This window comes from Burkholderia sp. JP2-270, assembly GCF_003233675.1.
Taxonomy (GTDB): domain Bacteria; phylum Pseudomonadota; class Gammaproteobacteria; order Burkholderiales; family Burkholderiaceae; genus Burkholderia; species Burkholderia pyrrocinia_C.
In genome coordinates this window covers 368,274-384,649 of sequence record NZ_CP029826.1, presented here as the reverse complement: position 1 = coordinate 384,649, position 16,376 = coordinate 368,274, and the positions used below count along the sequence as shown (strand labels likewise).

At 67.9% G+C, this 16,376-nt stretch carries 14 protein-coding genes and 1 pseudogene; 13 read left to right on the top strand and 2 right to left on the bottom strand.

Annotated features, from left to right (window positions below; genetic code table 11):
- Positions 1-50 precede the first annotated feature (50 nt).
- The 4 genes and pseudogenes from xylG to DM992_RS43105 all read left to right on the top strand — a co-directional run.
- Positions 51-1,610, top strand: coding sequence for a D-xylose ABC transporter ATP-binding protein (gene xylG, locus DM992_RS34375; protein ID WP_111020738.1), 1,560 nt, complete (start codon positions 51-53; stop codon positions 1,608-1,610).
- A complete protein-coding gene (locus tag DM992_RS34370; RefSeq protein WP_111020737.1) occupies positions 1,607-2,809 on the top strand; it encodes a sugar ABC transporter permease in 1,203 nt (400 codons plus the stop codon). The genes xylG and DM992_RS34370 overlap by 4 nt, the downstream gene beginning before the upstream one ends.
- Positions 2,810-2,844: 35 nt before the next feature.
- Complete coding sequence (locus DM992_RS34365) at positions 2,845-3,174, top strand: hypothetical protein (RefSeq protein WP_111021594.1); 330 nt, start codon at positions 2,845-2,847, stop codon at positions 3,172-3,174.
- Between the two features lie 486 nt (positions 3,175-3,660).
- Positions 3,661-3,850 (top strand): annotated as a pseudogene (locus DM992_RS43105) (ArsB/NhaD family transporter); the annotation flags it as partial.
- A 30-nt stretch (positions 3,851-3,880) separates the two neighbouring features.
- On the opposite strand, the gene DM992_RS34355 reads toward DM992_RS43105, so the two are convergent.
- Entirely contained in the window at positions 3,881-5,986 is a 2,106-nt protein-coding gene (locus DM992_RS34355) for a TonB-dependent receptor (protein ID WP_111020736.1), read from the bottom strand.
- Between the two features lie 404 nt (positions 5,987-6,390).
- On the opposite strand from DM992_RS34355, the gene DM992_RS34350 reads away from it, so the two are divergent.
- The 9 genes from DM992_RS34350 to DM992_RS34310 all read left to right on the top strand — a co-directional run bounded on the left by DM992_RS34350 (position 6,391) and on the right by DM992_RS34310 (position 15,474).
- Positions 6,391-7,971: an acetolactate synthase large subunit gene (locus tag DM992_RS34350; protein WP_111020735.1), complete on the top strand. Its 1,581-nt coding sequence runs from the start codon at positions 6,391-6,393 to the stop codon at positions 7,969-7,971.
- 49 nt (positions 7,972-8,020) lie between these two features.
- Positions 8,021-8,833, top strand: a complete 813-nt coding sequence (locus tag DM992_RS34345) for an SDR family oxidoreductase (protein ID WP_111020734.1) — start codon at positions 8,021-8,023, stop codon at positions 8,831-8,833.
- A gap of 15 nt (positions 8,834-8,848) precedes the next feature.
- Positions 8,849-9,886, top strand: a complete 1,038-nt coding sequence (locus DM992_RS34340) for a sialidase family protein (protein WP_111020733.1) — start codon at positions 8,849-8,851, stop codon at positions 9,884-9,886.
- A gap of 12 nt (positions 9,887-9,898) precedes the next feature.
- Positions 9,899-10,414, top strand: coding sequence for a VOC family protein (locus tag DM992_RS34335; RefSeq protein ID WP_111020732.1), 516 nt, complete (start codon positions 9,899-9,901; stop codon positions 10,412-10,414).
- 49 nt (positions 10,415-10,463) lie between these two features.
- Entirely contained in the window at positions 10,464-11,069 is a 606-nt protein-coding gene (locus DM992_RS34330; protein WP_111020731.1) for an amino acid synthesis family protein, read from the top strand.
- Positions 11,070-11,096: 27 nt separating this feature from the next.
- Positions 11,097-11,975: an alpha/beta hydrolase gene (locus DM992_RS34325; protein WP_204356205.1), complete on the top strand. Its 879-nt coding sequence runs from the start codon at positions 11,097-11,099 to the stop codon at positions 11,973-11,975.
- 3 nt (positions 11,976-11,978) lie between these two features.
- Positions 11,979-13,610 carry a bifunctional 3-(3-hydroxy-phenyl)propionate/3-hydroxycinnamic acid hydroxylase gene (locus DM992_RS34320; protein ID WP_111020729.1) on the top strand — a complete coding sequence of 544 codons (1,632 nt, stop codon included), beginning with the start codon at positions 11,979-11,981 and terminating at the stop codon, positions 13,608-13,610.
- A complete protein-coding gene (locus DM992_RS34315; protein WP_111020728.1) occupies positions 13,600-13,932 on the top strand; it encodes an NIPSNAP family protein in 333 nt (110 codons plus the stop codon). The genes DM992_RS34320 and DM992_RS34315 overlap by 11 nt, the downstream gene beginning before the upstream one ends.
- Before the next feature lie 84 nt (positions 13,933-14,016).
- Positions 14,017-15,474, top strand: a complete 1,458-nt coding sequence (locus DM992_RS34310; protein WP_204356212.1) for an NAD-dependent succinate-semialdehyde dehydrogenase — start codon at positions 14,017-14,019, stop codon at positions 15,472-15,474.
- A gap of 14 nt (positions 15,475-15,488) precedes the next feature.
- On the opposite strand, the gene DM992_RS34305 is transcribed toward DM992_RS34310, so the two are convergent.
- Positions 15,489-16,217, bottom strand: a complete 729-nt coding sequence (locus DM992_RS34305; protein WP_111020726.1) for an IclR family transcriptional regulator — start codon at positions 16,215-16,217, stop codon at positions 15,489-15,491.
- Positions 16,218-16,376: the final 159 nt, after the last annotated feature.

Below are 16,376 nucleotides of genomic sequence, written 5' to 3'. Positions count from 1 at the left end.
CGCGGACGGCCCACCGGTGCGTCCGCGCGCATACTGCGAGGCATGAGCGAATGACCGAACCCTTGCTGACGATGCGTGGCATCGTCAAGGATTTCGACGGCGTGAAGGCGCTCGACGGCATCGACCTGACGGTGCGGCCGGGCGAGTGCGTGGGGCTGTGCGGCGAGAACGGCGCGGGCAAATCGACATTGATGAAGGTGCTGTCGGGTGTTTATCCGCACGGCACGTGGGACGGCGAGATCCGCTGGGAAGGCGCGCCGCTCGTCGCGTCCGGCGTGCGCGACACCGAGCGCGCGGGCATCGTGATCATCCACCAGGAGCTGATGCTCGTGCCCGAACTGTCGGTGGCCGAGAACATCTTCCTCGGCAACGAGATCACGCTGCCGGGCGGCCGCATGCACTACGCGGCGATGGTCCAGCGTGCCGAGGAGCTGCTGCACGAACTGCGGATCGACTCGATCAACGTCGCGCAGCCGGTGATGAACTACGGCGGCGGCCACCAGCAGCTGATCGAGATCGCGAAGGCGCTGAACAAGCGCGCGAAGCTGCTGATCCTCGACGAGCCTTCGTCGTCGCTGAGCGCTTCCGAAACGCGCATCCTGCTCGACATCGTGCGCGACCTGAAGCGCCGCGGCGTCGCGTGCGTGTATATCTCGCACAAGCTCGACGAGGTCGAGGCCGTGTGCGACACGGTGTCCGTGATCCGCGACGGCCGCCATGTCGCGACCGAGCCGATGCGCACGCTGACGACCGACCGGATCATTTCGATGATGGTCGGCCGCGAGATCCGCGACCTGTATCCGCGCGAGCCGCACGAGATCGGCGACGTCGTGCTGGAAGCGCGTCACGTGACCTGCCGCGACGTGACGAACACGCGCCGCAAGCGGGTCGATGACGTGTCGTTCAGCGTGCGGCGCGGCGAGATCCTCGGCGTCGCCGGGCTCGTCGGCGCGGGCCGCACGGAGCTGATGCAGGCGATCTTCGGCGCGTATCCGGGCGCGTGCACGGCGACCGTGCTGATGAACGGCCGGCCGCTCACGATCCGCTCGCCCGCCGACGCGATCCGCGCCGGCATCGCGATGGTGCCCGAGGATCGCAAGCGCCACGGCATCGTGCCGCAGCTCGGCGTCGGCCACAACATCACGCTGGCGGTGCTGCGGCGCTTCGCGGCGCGCGGGCGGATCGACGCGGCCGCGGAACTGGACGCGATCCGCACCGAGATGCAGCGGCTGTCGGTGCGCGCCGCGCACCCGTTCCTGCCGATCTCGAGCCTGTCCGGCGGCAACCAGCAGAAGGCCGTGCTCGCCAAGATGCTGCTGGCCGAGCCGCAGGTGCTGATTCTCGACGAGCCGACGCGCGGCGTCGACGTGGGCGCGAAGGCCGAGATCTACCGGCTCGTGTTCGCGCTCGCGAAGCGCGGCGTCGCGCTGATCGTCGTGTCGTCGGAAATGCCCGAGGTGCTCGGGCTTGCCGACCGCGTGCTGGTGATCGGCGAAGGCGAGCTGCGCGGCGATTTCGTCAACGACGGCCTCACGCAGGAACAGATCCTCGGTGCCGCGCTGAAGCCCGCGCGGCGTCCGACCGAACCCACCGCATCGAGTACGACATGAATTCCGAACTTTCCTCCTCTACTCCGGCGGCGCCGGACGCCGACGCGCGCAGCCGTTCAACTGGCCGTCCGCTTCGCCAGGTCTTCGTGCGCTACAAGATCCTCGCGCTGCTGTTCGCGGTCGTCGCGATCTGGGCGTTCTTCTCGGTGCTGACCGACGGCGCGTTCGTCACGCCGCGCAACGTGTCGAACCTGCTGCGGCAGATGTCGATCACCGGCATGCTCGCGTGCGGGATGGTGTTCGTGATCATCGCGGGCGAGATCGACCTGTCGGTCGGTTCGCTGCTCGGGCTGCTCGGCGGCGTCGCGGCGATCCTCGACGTGAACCGCCACTGGCCGGTCGCCGCGACGGTGCCGGCCGTGCTCGCACTCGGCGTGCTGATCGGGCTCTTCAACGGCTGGTGGTCGACCTACCGGCGCGTGCCGTCGTTTATCGTCGGGCTGGGCGGGATGCTCGCGTTTCGCGGGATCCTGCTCGGCGTGACGGGCGGCTCGACGATCGCGCCGGTGTCGGACGGCTTCGTGTTCCTCGGGCAGGGCTATCTGCCGCGCGTGGCGGGGGACGGCCTCGCGCTGCTGCTGTTCGCGCTCGTCGTGCTGCTGGTCGTGCGGCAGCGCGGCACGCGGCGCCGCTACCGGCTCGCGGTCGCGCCGCTGTGGCAGGACGTCGTGAAGATCGCGGGCGCGGGTGCGGTGCTGCTCGCGTTCGTCGCGACGCTCGACCGCTACGGTGGCATTCCGGTGCCGGTGCTGCTGCTGCTCGCGCTGCTCGGCATCTTCTCGTGGATCGCGACGCAGACCGTGTTCGGCCGGCGCATCTACGCGGTCGGCTCGAATCTCGAGGCGACGCGGCTGTCGGGCGTCGATACCGATCGCGTGAAGCTCGCGATCTTCGCGCTGATGGGGCTGATGTGCGCGTTCGCCGGCATCGTGAACACCGCGCGGCTCGCAGCCGGTTCGCCGTCCGCGGGCTCGATGGGCGAACTCGACGCGATCGCCGCGTGCTTCATCGGCGGCACGTCGATGCGCGGCGGGTCGGGCACCGTCTACGGCGCGCTGATCGGCGCGCTCGTGATGGCGAGCCTCGACAACGGCATGTCGATGCTGGACGTCGACGCTTACTGGCAGATGATCGTCAAGGGCGCGGTGCTGGTGCTGGCGGTGTGGATCGACGTGGTGTCGCGGTCGAACCGGCGGTGACGCGGCGCCCGGCCGCCGGTCAACGAGAGGACGACATGAAACGGAACCCGGTTCCCATGCCCGGTATCTCCGCGCTGGCGGCCGCGCCGCTCGCGAAGCCGGACGTCGAACGGCACCACGGGTCGGTGCTCGGCCTGGACGATCCGCGTGACCGCCGCGTCATCGCGGATGCGCTGCGCGCGCTGCTGCGCGAGCGCTCCGAAGCGCTCGCGTTCGCGATGCGCATGGCGGACGAGCGCAACCTGCCGAGGCCCGATGCGAACTATTTCGCGCTGACCGGCATCATTCGGCCGGCGCGTGTCGTCGAGCGCGCGGCGCGATGCGGCGACACCATGCGCGACGCAGCGCCTGTCGCGGTGCGCTGACGCGCGAGAGCTGCGGCGTTGCGCCGTCCGTGCGCCGTTTGGTTCGGTTGCTCGCGCCGGTCCGCACACGTTGTTGTCCGATCAATCCCGTGAGTCCAGCACATCCAGTACGTCACGCGCATCCCGTGCACCCCGCGCAGACTTTACCGCTCCCTTTCTCCGAACGATTGTCCGCTGCCCGACCCGTTTGCGCGTCGGTATGGATCGATGCGCACGATATACGGACTCCTTGCTGAATATTCCGGAAAAGAGAGTCTCGGGCAACTGTCGGATCACGCATGCATTGCGCGCGGGCATCGAATCCGGCGTGGGTTGTCGAACCGGCGCGTTCGCACGTCGACCGACGGGCCGATACCACGCCGGAATATTTGTGCACTGGAAAGTTACTCAGTTGTGCGGATAATGCGTCGTCAGTTTTCCGTCGCTCGGATCCGATTCGGGTTGCAAGTCATCTGAATGTCACAGCGGGTTGTTCGGTTAGCTGAGATACTCATCGGCGTCGACCTGGGCCCGAACCTGTCCGTCACCGGATCGCTCGCGACGATTCTGTGGCTCGCGGCGATCCGGCGCGAAGGGTAGCGGGTCGGCCTTCGGCGAATTTCTCGCGGTCGGCGCATGCGTGATGTTGCCGGCGTTGCTGCTCGCGCTGGCCGCGCGGCTTGCGCTCGGCGCCTGACGCGCGACGCACGCCAGGCGACCGATTCGACTAGAACGAGTAGGCGAGCGATGCGAACAGGCTGCGCGGCGCGCCCGGCGTGACCCACAGGCTGTTGTACGAGCTGACGTAGGTCGTGCGATTGAACAGGTTGTTCAGCACGACCGACGCGCGCAGGTGCTTGTTGACCTGCACATAGCCGTTCAGCTGCACGGTCGCATAGGCCGGCAGCTCGAAACCGTCCTGCGTGTTCGCGGTGTTGCCGGCGCGGCGCCCGACATAGATCAAGCCCGTGCCGATGCCGGCCTTGTCCGCGAACGGCAGCGCGGTTTCGTACATGAGCAGCGCGCTGCCGCTCAGCTTCGGAATGTCGACGAGGCGCGCGCCGGGCGTCAGCACGGCATCGCGCGTGACCTCGGCATCGACGTACGCGAAGTTGACGATGCCGCGCAAGCCATGGCCCAGATCGCCGTTCCATTCGAATTCGACGCCGCGGCTGCGCACCTCGCCGGCCGCGCGCGAGAAGCCGGCATTCGCCGGATCGGCGGTCAGCACGTTGCGCTTGTTGACGTAGAACGCCGCGACGGTCGCGAGCCAGCGCGCGCCGGCCCATTTCGCACCGGCTTCGTAGCCGTGCCCCTTCTCCGGGTCGAACGCGCGGCCGCCGGCATCGGCGCCGTTGTTCGGCCGGAACGAATACGCGGTGTTCGCATACAGCGACAGCGCGGGGCTCATTTCGTACACGACGCCGATGCGCGGACTCAACGCGGTCTGCAACTGGCTGCTCGTCACGCCCTTCAGGCGATTCTCGACCGACTGGTGGAAGCGATCCCAGCGCAGCCCGGCGAGGATTTTCCAGTGCGGCCCGAACGCCAGCGTGTCCTGCGCATAGACGCCTTGCCCGTCGTCGCGCTCGAGCAGGCTGGTCGCGGTGCGCAGCGCGGGCGCCGGCTGGCCGTAGACGGGATCGAAGATGTCGATCGCATACGGCGCGGCGGCGGTCGGCGTCGAGCGCGCGACGAACTGGTCGTAGTTGAAGCGATACGCGTCGACGCCCATCACGAGCGTGTGGCCGATGCCGCCGGTGCGGAACTTGCCGGTCGTTTCGAAGCGGCCCTGCAGGTCATTCGAGTGAAACGCGACTTGCCGGTAGCGGCGCCACAGCGTGCGCCCGTCCGGCTGCAGCGCGAACGCTTCGGACGAGCGTCCTGACAGGTCGGTGTCGCGCTGCGCGAATCCGGCGTTGATCGACCAGTTCGCATCGATGCGATGCTCGAGCGTGAACTGGTGGCCCGTGTTGCGCACGTCGTAGTCGCCGTCGCGCGGCTCGCCGAGGAAGCGCGATGCGGGAATCGCGCCGAGCTGCCCGTTGACCGCCACCACGCCGCGATCGAGCGGTGCGCGCTGGCGCACGCTCTCGAACTCGTAGTGGAGCGTCGTGTCCGCGCCGATGTCCCACGTGAACGACGGCGCGAACAGGTAGCGTTTGCTCGACACCGTATCGCGGAAGCTGCCGTTGTTCTCGTTCATCGCGACGAAGCGGTACGCGAGCGATTTCGTGACGGGCCCGGTCGAATCGAGCGTCTCGCGCAACGCGCCATAGCTGCCGGCCGACACGCCGATGGTGTTCGAGCGCGCGAACTGCGGCTGCTTGGTCGTGTAGCTGATGAGGCCGCCCGGATCGCCGCGGCCGTACAGCGCGGACGCGGGTCCCTTGAGCACTTCCATGCGCTCGAGGTTGGCGGTGTCGCGCGGGACGCTGATCCCGCGGTTCCACGAGAAGCCGTTGACGAGGTAGTCGGTGCCGGACGTGTTGCCGTCGCCGGCAAACCCGCGCACCGCGTAGTTGTCCCACAGGCCGCCGAAGTTGTTCTGTCGCGCGACGCCGGCAACCCAGTCGTACAGGTCCTCGCCGCGTGTGGCGGCGACGGTCCGGGCCAGTTTCGCGTCGACGCTGCTGACCGCGAACGGGATCTCCATCACGTCCGTCTCGGTGCGTGTGGCGCTCATCGATTCGGGCGCGCGAAACGGCGCGGTCGCGCGCTGCCCCGAGACCTCGATGGCGGGCAGCGACACCTCCTGCGCCTCGGCGGCGCTCAGGCCGGTCGTGCCGACGACGATGGCCATCGGTGCGGCCGCCCAGTTCTTCCTGCTCATACCCCGTCCTTTGATGTGATCTGCATTCGGGCTGGGCGGATGGCCTCGCGCCGACGTCTGTGTTCCAAACCGTACATTCGCGCCGGAATTTAATGCAAATGAGAGGCATTTGCAATCGTAAGTTGATGGGGCTGCAGCGTGAGATGCGAAGCGGTCGGCAGCGGGGTGGCGGTCGGCTGCGCTTGTACGGCCATTGGTATAAGTAAATTCCGAATGGCGGGAATTGAGTTGAGCCTTGACGAGGCTCGCAGGGCCGGATAGTGGTGGCTAATGGCAAAAATTCACGAATAAAATCGGGTAAACGTGAATAATATCGGATGGGTGGTGACGTTTTGGTTGTTTGACAAATCCCGTATTTCGGGATTAAAGTAAATTCCACTTCATTCAAACCGTCGAGCGGCCGCATGAACATCCCACAGTTGGACACCGATACCGGAACACGAAGCGGCGCGAGCATCGTGCTCGAGACGGCGCGCGATGCCGGTGTCGACGTCTGTTTTGCCAATCCCGGTACCACCGAGATGCCGTTCGTCGGCGCGCTCGACACCGTGGCGGGCGTGCGCTCGATCCTCGGGCTGTTCGAGGGCGTCTGCACGGGCGCCGCGGACGGCTACGGCCGCATGGCCGGCAAACCCGCGATGACGCTGCTGCATCTCGGGCCCGGCCATGCGAACGGCGTCGCCAACCTGCACAACGCGCGCCGCGCCCGCACCCCAATCCTGAACATCGTCGGCGATCACACGCGCGACCATCTGAAGTACGACGCGCCGCTCACGTCCGACATCGAGTCGCTCGCGCGCCCGGTGTCGGTGTGGTTCCGCAGCGTGGCGCGCGACACGGATCTCGCGACCGATACGGCCGACGCGATCTCGGCCGCGATGGGCGCGCAGCGCGGTGTCGCGACGCTCGTGCTGCCGGTCGATCTCCAGTCGGCGAAGGTGCGCGACGCGGCGTCGCCCGCCGTCGTTCGCCCGACCGCGGTGTCGTTCGATCGAGCACGGGTCGCGCGAGTCGCCGATCTGCTGCTCAGCGGCCATCGCGCGGTGCTGCTGATGGGCGGCCGCGCACTGTCGGCCCGCGGGCAGCGCGCGGCGGCGCGCATCGCGGCGGCGACCGGCGCGACCAGCTTCAGCGAGACCTTCCCGGCGCGCGCGGAGCGCGGCGGCGGCCTGCCGGACATCGACCGCCTGCCTTATTTCCCCGAGCCGGCGCTGGCCGCGCTGGCCGACCGGCGCGTGGTGCTGGCGGGCGCGCTCGCGCCCGTCACCTACTTCGGCTACGAAGGCATTCCGGGCGAACTCGCGCGCCCCGAGGACATCGTGACGCTGGCCGAACCGGGCGACGCGGCGGACGACGCGCTGGAAGCGCTGGCCGATCGCATCGGCGCGCCGGCAAACGCCGGCGGCGTGCAGGTCGAGCATTGGCAGGTGGAGGACGGGCCGCTGACGCCGCAGGCGGTCGGTCGCGTGCTGGCGAATGCATTGCCCGACGACGCGATCGTGTCGATCGAGGGCGGCACCTGCGGTTATCCGTTCGTGACTGCGTCGGCGCGCGCGCGCCGTCACACGATCCTCACGAATACCGGCGGCGCGATCGGCCAGGGCCTACCGGTGGCGCTCGGCGCCGCCGTCGCGTGCCCGGAACGCCGCGTGTTCGCGCTGCAGTCCGACGGCAGTGCGCAATACACGATCCAGGCGCTGTGGACGATGGCGCGCGAGCGTTTGCCGATCGTCATGCTGATTGCATCGAACCGACGCTACGGCATCCTGCAGACCGAACTCGCGCGCAGCGGCCTGCCGGCCGACACGCCGCACGCGAGCCGCCTGACGCTGCTGGACGATCCGCCGATCGACTGGCTCGCGCTGTCGCGCGGCTACGGCGTGCCGGCCGAGCGTGCGAGCACCGCGCAAGCGCTGTCGCAAGCGCTCGACGACGCGCTCGCGCACGCCGACGGGCCGACGCTCATCGAAATGTGCCTGTCCTGATCGCGCAACCCGCTTTCCCCTTCAATCCCGACTCTCACCTTTCATCGCTATGGATCTGCAACTCCACGGAAAAGCCGCGTTCATCACCGGCGGCAGCATGGGCATCGGCAAGGCGGTCGCGCTCGAGCTGGCCCGCGAAGGCGTCAACGTCACGATCGCCGCGCGACGCATGGAACACCTCGAAGCGGCGGCCGCCGAGATTCGCGCGGCGCTCGCACCGCTGGGCAACGCGGCCGGTGCAATCCTGCCCGTCACGGTGGACACGACCGACATGGCGTCCGTCGAAGCGGCGATGGCCGCAAGCGTCGAGCGCTTCGGCCGGCTCGACATCCTGCTGAACGGCGCCGCGCATCCGGGCGGCCTCGTGCGGGCGGAGCTGGAAAACGCCGACCCGCAGGGGCTGCTGCAGGACATCGACATCAAGGTGGTCGGCTACCTGCGTTGCGCGAAGGCGGCCGCGCCCTACATGCGGCGCCACGGCTTCGGCCGGATCGTCAATATCGGCGGCCTGACGGGCCGCGGCAGCAAGCAGCTGTCCGGCATGCGCAACGTGGCGATCGTGCACCTGACCAAGACGCTGTCCGACCAGCTCGGCCCGTTCGGCATCACGGTCAACACGATTCACCCGGGCGTGGTCGAGACGCCGCACATCCACGAACTCTACGAGAACGAGGCGCAGAAGCAGGGGCTCACGGCCGCGGAGGTCGAGGCCAACTACGTGAAGGTCACGCCGATCCGGCGCGTGCTGCAGCCCGAAGAGATTGGGTGGATCGTCGCGTTTCTCGCGTCGCCGAAATCCGCCTCGATCACCGGCGAGTCGATCGGCTGCGACGGCGGGCTCACGCGCGGCATTTTTCTCTGACACAAGGAGCATTTCATGACCGCAACCGTACTGGTCGCCACGGCCGGGCAAGGCATCCTGCGCTCGAACGACGACGGCAAGACCTGGCATCGCCTCGGGCTCGCCGAACCGATCGAGTTCGACGGCATCGTGCGCGCGCTCGCGGTGGACCCCGCGACGCCGTCGCGTGTCTATGCCGGCGCCGATTCGGGACTGTCCATCAGCGAGGACGGCGGCGCGCACTGGTTTCGGCCCGAGAACCTGCTGAACGGGCTGACGGTCTGGTCGATTGCGATCGATCCGGCGAACCCCGCGGTGCTCTATGCGGGCACCGGCGCACCGTCGCGCGCCGCACTGTACAAGTCGAGCGACGCGGGCGTGACCTGGGAGAGAACGGCTCCCGAGTTCCCCGAGTTTTGCTCGGGCGTCAATCGCCCGCGGCTGCTGACGATCTGCGTGGACCCGGACGACACCCGCAACGTCTGGTACGGCGTGGAGGAGGGCGGCGCATGGCGCAGCCGCGATGCCGGTGCGAGCTGGACGCGAGTGGACGGCCCCGGCACGGCGATCCGCAACAGCGACATTCATGCGATCGCCGTGCTGTCCGCCACGCCGGACCGGCCTAAGACCACGGTGCTGCTGACGGTGAACGCGGTGCACGTGAGCGACGACGACGGCCGGACGTGGGACGGCAAGCTGTCGCGCGATCGCTTCGACGGGCTGTACTACACGCGCACGGTCGTGCAGCTGCCGAAGCCGGAAGGCGAACTGCTGATGGCGATCGGCGACGGCACGCCGGGCAGCCGCAGCCGCATCTACCGCTCGACCGATCGCGGCTATGCGTGGCACGAGACGGATCTGCACACGCCGCCGAATTCCACGTTCTGGGCGTTCGGCGTCCATGCCGCCCGGCCGGAGCTCGTTTATGCGGGCACCAAGTACGGGCATCTGTTCCGTTCGCACGACGGCGGCCGGAACTGGAGCAAGGAATGGCGTGATTTCAGCGAGATCACGGCCGTCGCGTGGACGCCGTTCGAAGCGCCGCTCGTCGCCCACGCGCAGTCGACCAATTGAGCGGAGCGAGCGATGACACCGTCCGATATCCGGCAACACGCCGAGCGTGCGAACGCGAGCGGGCTGCCGCTGCCGACGCCGCACGTGCAGCGCACCCACCTGTCGCTGTTCGTGCGCGACCCCGTGCGCTCGAGCACCTGGTACGCCGAGGTACTCGGCATGACGGAGACCGCGCGCGGCGAGCAGTGGGTGTTCATGTCCTTCGGCCAGAAGCACCATGACATCGCGCTGATTCGCGCGGCGTCCGACGCGGAGCTCGGCACGATCGGCCTGCAGCACTACGGCCTCGAAATCGCCGGCGGCCTGACCGAATTGCGCCGCCTGTACGGCATGCTGATCCGCCGCAACGTGCCGATCGTCAAGATCACCGATCACAAGGTCGGGATCGGCGTGTATTTCGCGGACCCGGACGGCAACCGCCTCGAATTCTTCTGCGAAACCGTCACGGACGACGAAGAGGGCAAGCGTGTGCTGCACCGGTACAACGCGCCCAGCGATCCCGTGCAGCTCGAGCCGCTGTTCGACTGAGGCGCCGTGTTTCATTTCCGTATAACCGATATTTCATAGAGGATTCCTGATGAGTAAGATCGCAAATTTCGAAGGCTTTCATATCCGCAAGTGGTACACGCAGATCGAGGATACGCTCGCGAACGAATCCGGTCAGCTCGCTGACGGAGAGCCGTTGCGCAAGATCGTGATCGCCGCGGCCGTCCATAACCCGTACGCGGGGCGCTTCAGCGAAAACCTCGACGATCTCGTGCGCCCGTCGCCGGCGCTCGGCAAGGCGTTCGCGCAGCGCATCGAGGAGCTCGCCGCGGGCCGTGCGATCGAGAGCTACGGCAAGGCATGCCTGGTCGGCTCGGCCGGCGAGTACGAACACGGCAATGCGTTCCTCACGTCGATCTTCGCGGAGCCGATTCGTGCGGCGCTGGGCGGCGGAAAGTCGTGGGTGCCGTCGAGCGGCAAGCGCGGCCCGGTCAACACGGTGATCGACGTACCGCTCGCGCACAAGGATGCGCTCTACGTGCGCTCGCACTACGACACGGTGACGTGCCTGTTCCCCGATGCGCCCAACGACGACGAAGTGCTGGTGATCTTCGCGTTCGCGACGCGCGGCCGCCTGCATGCGCGGCTCGGCGGCCTGAAGGCGAGCGAGATCGTCGGCCGCGACGGTCTGGTCTGAGCGCGGATGCGGGCCGGGGAGCACATGATGAATACGGCATCCGTCAAGGATGGATGGGTCGACAGCAACGGGCTGCGGCTGCACTACGTGAGCTGGGGGCGCGACGATGCGCCGGTCGTGGTAATGCTGCACGGCTTGCGCAGTTACGCGCATACCTGGGAACCCGTCGCCGACGCGCTGGTCGACCGCTACCGGGTCGTTGCGCTCGACCAGCGCGGGCGCGGCTGGAGCGACTGGGACCCGCGGCGCGACTATTACGCGGCGGCCTACGTGCTCGATCTCGACGCGCTGGTGCGCGCACTCGGCCTGCAACGATTCGTGCTGGTCGGGCATTCGATGGGCGGCGCCAATGCGTTCGTCTACGCGGCGGCGCAACCGGAACGGCTCGCGGGCCTCGTGATCGAGGACATGGGCCCCGGTGCGTCGGCCGGCTCGCAGGGTTCGGAGCGCATCAAGCGCGAGCTGAAGGAAACGCCGGACGCGTTCGCGTCGTGGGACGATGCGCGCGCGTTCTGGCGACGCCAGCGGCCGAACATCGCGGAATCCGCGCTCGATTCGCGCATGACGCACTCGCTGAAGGAGGATGCGCAAGGGCGGATCGTGTGGCGGCACGACGCCGACGGGATTGCGGCGGCACGGCTGGCCGCGACGCCGGAGCAACTGGTCCATCTGTGGCCGCTGGTCCTCAACCTGCACGTGCCGACGCTGCTGTTGCGCGGCGGCGCATCCGATTTCCTGTCCGCGGAAGTGGCGGCCGAAATGACGGCGGCCAACGCCGGAATCGAACGGATCGACATTCCCGGCGCGACGCATTACGTGCATGACGATCAGCCCGCCGCGTTCAACCATGCATTGCGCACGTGGCTCGATCGTCTCGACGATCCGGCGTGGCGAGCGGGAGGCTGACGCATGAAAGCGAACAATCCGGACCGGACGTCGGTCGCGATCGTCGGCGCGGGGCCGAACGGCGTGGCGATGGCGAACCTGCTCGGCCTCTACGGCGTCGCGACGGTGATCGTCGAGAAGGCGCCGCAGATCGTCGAATTTCCGCGCGCGGTCGGCATCGACGACGAAGCATTGCGGATGTTTCAGACGGCCGGCCTCGCCGACGAGCTGAGCCGCGACATCATCCAGAACGTGCCGCTGCGCATGTTCAAGGCGAATGGCGAATGCTTCGCCGACATCCGCCCGTCGATGCGCGAATTCGGCTGGTGGCGGCGCAACATCTTCATGCAGCAGCTCGCCGAGCGCACGCTGCGCGACGGGCTGGCTCGTTATCCGCACGTGTCGCTGCGGACCAGCGAAGAAGTGGTCGGTGTCGAACAGGACGACGCACGCGTCACGTTGCAGGTGCACCGTGCCGACGGGCAGCAGTATGCGCTCGAGGCCGACTACGTGGTGGCGGCCGACGGCGGGCGCAGCCCGATGCGCGAATTGCTGGGCGTCAGGCTGGCCGGCACGACGCATCCGATCAAATGGGTCGTGGTCGACGTGAAGAACGCCGGGCTCGACCAGCCGTGCACGGCGCTGAACTGCGACCCGCGCCGCCCGAACGTCTGCATCTATCTGCCGTTCAATTTCCGGCGCTGGGAGTTTCTCGTGTTCCCGCACGAGGACGAAGAGGCGATCGCGCGACCGGAATCGGTCCGCGCGCTGATCGCGCCGTACGTCGACGACGTCGATCGCATCGAGATCGTGCGCGCACGGACCTATACGCACCATTCACGCCTCGCCGAACGTTTCGTGGTCGGCCGCGTGGCGCTCGTCGGCGATGCGGCCCACCTGACGCCGCCGTGGGTCGGCCAGGGCCTGAATGCGGGCTTGCGCGACGTCGGCAATCTCGCGTGGAAACTGGCGGGCGTCGTCAACGGCGCATTGCATCCCGGCGTGATCCGCAGCTACGAATCGGAGCGGCGCGACCACGCGAAGGCGATGATCGACCTGGCGGACACGTTCGGCGCGATGCTGATGCCGACCAATCGGCTCGTCGCATTCCTGCGCGATCGTTTCCTCGGGCTCGCGCGCTATGCGCCGGGCCTGAAGGACTACATCCTGCAAATGCGTTTCAAGCCGATGCCGAGCTATACGCGGGGCGTCGTGCTGCCGGGGGCGCCGGGCGACGCAGTCGGCAGGATGATCGCGCAGCCCGATGTCGAAACGGCCGACGGCGTGCGTCGCAAGCTCGACGATGTGCTGGGCCCGTGGTTCTCGATCGTCGGCTGGCAATGCGATCCGCAGGCGTGCCTGAGCGACGACGATCGTGCGTACTGGGCGGCGCTGGGCGCGACGTTCGTGCAGGTCAGCCGTTCGCGCAGCGGGCCCGGCCGCGCAGGGCGGGTGAGCAGTGCGCACGGCAGCACGTGCGTCGAGGACGTCGACAACGTGCTGGCGGACTGGTTCGACCGGCATGCCGGCCCGCTCGTGGTGGTGCGCCCCGACCGCTACGTGGCGGCGCAGACGGATGCCGTGGGGATGGCCCGCGTGAGCGCGGCCTTTCAGGCGTTCGCGCCGCGACAATCGGAGGAAGCGCATGTTTGTTGAGCAACGCACCTATACGCTCGTGCCGGGCGCCGTCGCCGAATATCTGCGGCTGTACGCGGAATGCGGGCGCGCGGCGCAGGAGCAGGCGCTCGGCACGATGGTCGGCTGTTTTGCGACGGAAGTCGGGCCGCTGAACCAGCTCGTCTATCTGTGGGCATTCGATTCGCTGGACGATCGCGCGCGGCGCCGCGCCGTGCTGATGGCCGACCCCGAGTTCAGGACGTTTCGCGGCAAGGTCCGGCATCTGCTCGTCACGCAGGAAAACCGGATTCTCCGGCAGGAAATCGGCGGCCTGCTGCGTGCGCCGAGCCAGCCCGCGTGATGCGATCGTCGCACCGTCCGCGCCCATCGTGCAGTCTCTACCGAGGTATCCGTCTTGATTCCGTTCACGCCGCTGACTTCCCGCATGGCGCCTGACGCGCAACGCGATTACGCGCCGCTCCACCTATATATCGACGGCCGGTTCCTGCAGTCCGATGGCCGGCGCACGCAGCCCGTTCTCGATCCGGGAACCGGCCGCGTGCTCGGCGAGTTGCCGCATGCGACACCGGACGATATCGACGCCGCGGTGCACGCCGCGCATCGTGCGTTCGCGGTGTGGCGGCGCGAGTCGCCGCTCGCGCGCTCGGACGTCCTGCGCCGCGCCGCTGCGCTCGTGCGCGAGCGTGCCGAGGCCATCGGCCGCCACATCACGATGGACCAGGGCAAGCCGCTTCGCGAGGCGATCGCCGAGGTCGTGTCGTCCGCCGAACAGCTCGAATGGCATGCGGAGGAGGGGCGGCGCACTTACGGCCGTGTCATTCCGGCGCGTTCCCCGGACGTCGCGCAGACGGTACTGCGGGAACCGATCGGCGTGTGCGCGGCGTTTTCGCCATGGAATTTCCCGTTCAGCCAAGCGATGCACAAGATAGCGGCCGCGCTTGCGTCGGGCTGCACCCTGGTGCTGAAAGGGCCCGAGGAATCGCCGAGCGCGATCGTTGCGCTCGCGCGCATCTTCCACGATGCCGGGTTGCCCGCGGGCTGCCTGAATATCGTGTGGGGCGTGCCGGGCGACGTGTCGACGCGGCTGATCGAGTCGCCGCTGGTGCGCAAGATCTCGTTCACCGGGTCGGTGCCGGTCGGCAAGCAACTGGCGGCGCTCGCCGCGTCGCACATGAAGCGCATGACCATGGAGCTCGGCGGGCACGCGCCGGTGCTCGTCTGCGCGGACGCGGACATCGAGCGCGCCGCGACGATGCTGGCCGCGTACAAGTTTCGCAATGCCGGGCAGGTGTGCGTATCGCCGACGCGGTTCTTCGTGCAACGGCCGGTGTTCGAACGGTTCGTCACCGCGTATCTCGATGCGGTCGGCACGATTCGCGTCGGCTACGGGCTGGAAGAAGGGACCACGATGGGGCCGCTCGCGCATGCGCGACGCGTGTCCGAGATCGACGCATTCGTCGCCGATGCGAAGGCGAACGGCGCGGAGATCGCCGCGGGGGGAACGCGCTTGCCGGGGCCGGGACCGGGGCATTATTTCGCGCCGACGGTCGTACTGAGCCCGACGCGCGAGTCGCGCTTGATGAACGAGGAGCCGTTCGGCCCGATCGTTGGGATCGTGCCGTTCGAAGAACTCGACGATGCGCTGGCCGAGGCCAATCGCTTGCCGTTCGGCCTCGCGTCCTACGCGTTCACCGTTTCGGCGCGCAACGCGCACCGGATCGGCCGCGCGCTCGAAGCGGGCATGGTCAACATCAATCACTTCGGGATGGGGCCGGCGGAGATCCCGTTCGGCGGCGTGAAGGACAGCGGCTTCGGCAGCGAGGGAGGCACGGAGACGTTCGACGGTTACCTGGTCACCAAATTCATCACGCAGATGAATTGACGCCGCGCGAATCTTCAGGTGGCTGCGCCGATCTGAGCGGTGGCATCGATCAGGAGCTTGCCGAGCACGTGCTCGTCGAACAGCGCGAAGTGTTCGGCGCGAAAGACCAGCGACAGGCTGCTGTTGATTTCGCCGCTGCTGGCGGTGCGAATCGGCGCGGCAATCCCGACGAAGCCTTCGTCGAGCTCGCCGCGCGAGATCCAGTATCCGGCGTCGGCGATCTGCTGGCAGGCGCGCCAGAACTGCGTCCAGTCGGCCGCGAACTCGCCGAGCTCGGCGTTGTGCCGTTCGTGCAGGCGTTTCAGGCGCGCACGCGACATTGCGGCCACGATCACTTTCGACGACGCGCCCTGAAACAGCGGCATGATGCGGCCGCGCCCGAAGCCCAGTTGCAGGTTCTCGGCGCCGGTTTCGTGCATGACGTTGATGATCTGCTCGTCGAACAGCGTCGACACGAGCGCGTCGCCGCCGGTGACCTGCACCAGTTTCTGGATCACGGGTTTCGCGGCGGTGAGCGTCGGGTCCGACTGCCGCATGTTGTAGTCGAGATGGATGATGCGCGGGCCCAGCGTATAGCGGCCGTTGCTGCTGACGAGCAGGCCGACGGAGGCCAGTTCCTTCACGTAGCGGTAGCACGTGGTGCGCGAAAAGCCCATGAGTTCGGCGATCTCCTCGGCCGTCATCGACGTCGCGGACGAAGAGAAGACGTCGAGGATGGACAGCATTTTGGTGAGGCTCGACATGACGTGATCCGGGATTCAGGCGGCTTGCGGCAATGGAACGGGAAGATCGGCAGCGGTTCGGGCGGCCGAGCCGCGGCACGAATGCGGCAGCGGCGGCGACAGGGCCGTAGTCTAACTTAAGTCGCGCGCGCGGCAATCGGATTCGCGTCAAGGAATATG

What these genes read in the sequence shown, in the direction of transcription:
- xylG (WP_111020738.1), top strand. Translation starts at nt 51, where the DNA reads ATGACCGAACCCTTGCTGACGATGCGTGGCATCGTCAAGGATTTCGAC.
- DM992_RS34370 (WP_111020737.1), top strand. Translation starts at nt 1,607, where the DNA reads ATGAATTCCGAACTTTCCTCCTCTACTCCGGCGGCGCCGGACGCCGAC.
- DM992_RS34365 (WP_111021594.1), top strand. Translation starts at nt 2,845, where the DNA reads ATGAAACGGAACCCGGTTCCCATGCCCGGTATCTCCGCGCTGGCGGCC.
- DM992_RS34355 (WP_111020736.1), bottom strand. Translation starts at nt 5,986, where the DNA reads ATGAGCAGGAAGAACTGGGCGGCCGCACCGATGGCCATCGTCGTCGGC.
- DM992_RS34350 (WP_111020735.1), top strand. Translation starts at nt 6,391, where the DNA reads ATGAACATCCCACAGTTGGACACCGATACCGGAACACGAAGCGGCGCG.
- DM992_RS34345 (WP_111020734.1), top strand. Translation starts at nt 8,021, where the DNA reads ATGGATCTGCAACTCCACGGAAAAGCCGCGTTCATCACCGGCGGCAGC.
- DM992_RS34340 (WP_111020733.1), top strand. Translation starts at nt 8,849, where the DNA reads ATGACCGCAACCGTACTGGTCGCCACGGCCGGGCAAGGCATCCTGCGC.
- DM992_RS34335 (WP_111020732.1), top strand. Translation starts at nt 9,899, where the DNA reads ATGACACCGTCCGATATCCGGCAACACGCCGAGCGTGCGAACGCGAGC.
- DM992_RS34330 (WP_111020731.1), top strand. Translation starts at nt 10,464, where the DNA reads ATGAGTAAGATCGCAAATTTCGAAGGCTTTCATATCCGCAAGTGGTAC.
- DM992_RS34325 (WP_204356205.1), top strand. Translation starts at nt 11,097, where the DNA reads ATGAATACGGCATCCGTCAAGGATGGATGGGTCGACAGCAACGGGCTG.
- DM992_RS34320 (WP_111020729.1), top strand. Translation starts at nt 11,979, where the DNA reads ATGAAAGCGAACAATCCGGACCGGACGTCGGTCGCGATCGTCGGCGCG.
- DM992_RS34315 (WP_111020728.1), top strand. Translation starts at nt 13,600, where the DNA reads ATGTTTGTTGAGCAACGCACCTATACGCTCGTGCCGGGCGCCGTCGCC.
- DM992_RS34310 (WP_204356212.1), top strand. Translation starts at nt 14,017, where the DNA reads ATGGCGCCTGACGCGCAACGCGATTACGCGCCGCTCCACCTATATATC.
- DM992_RS34305 (WP_111020726.1), bottom strand. Translation starts at nt 16,217, where the DNA reads ATGTCGAGCCTCACCAAAATGCTGTCCATCCTCGACGTCTTCTCTTCG.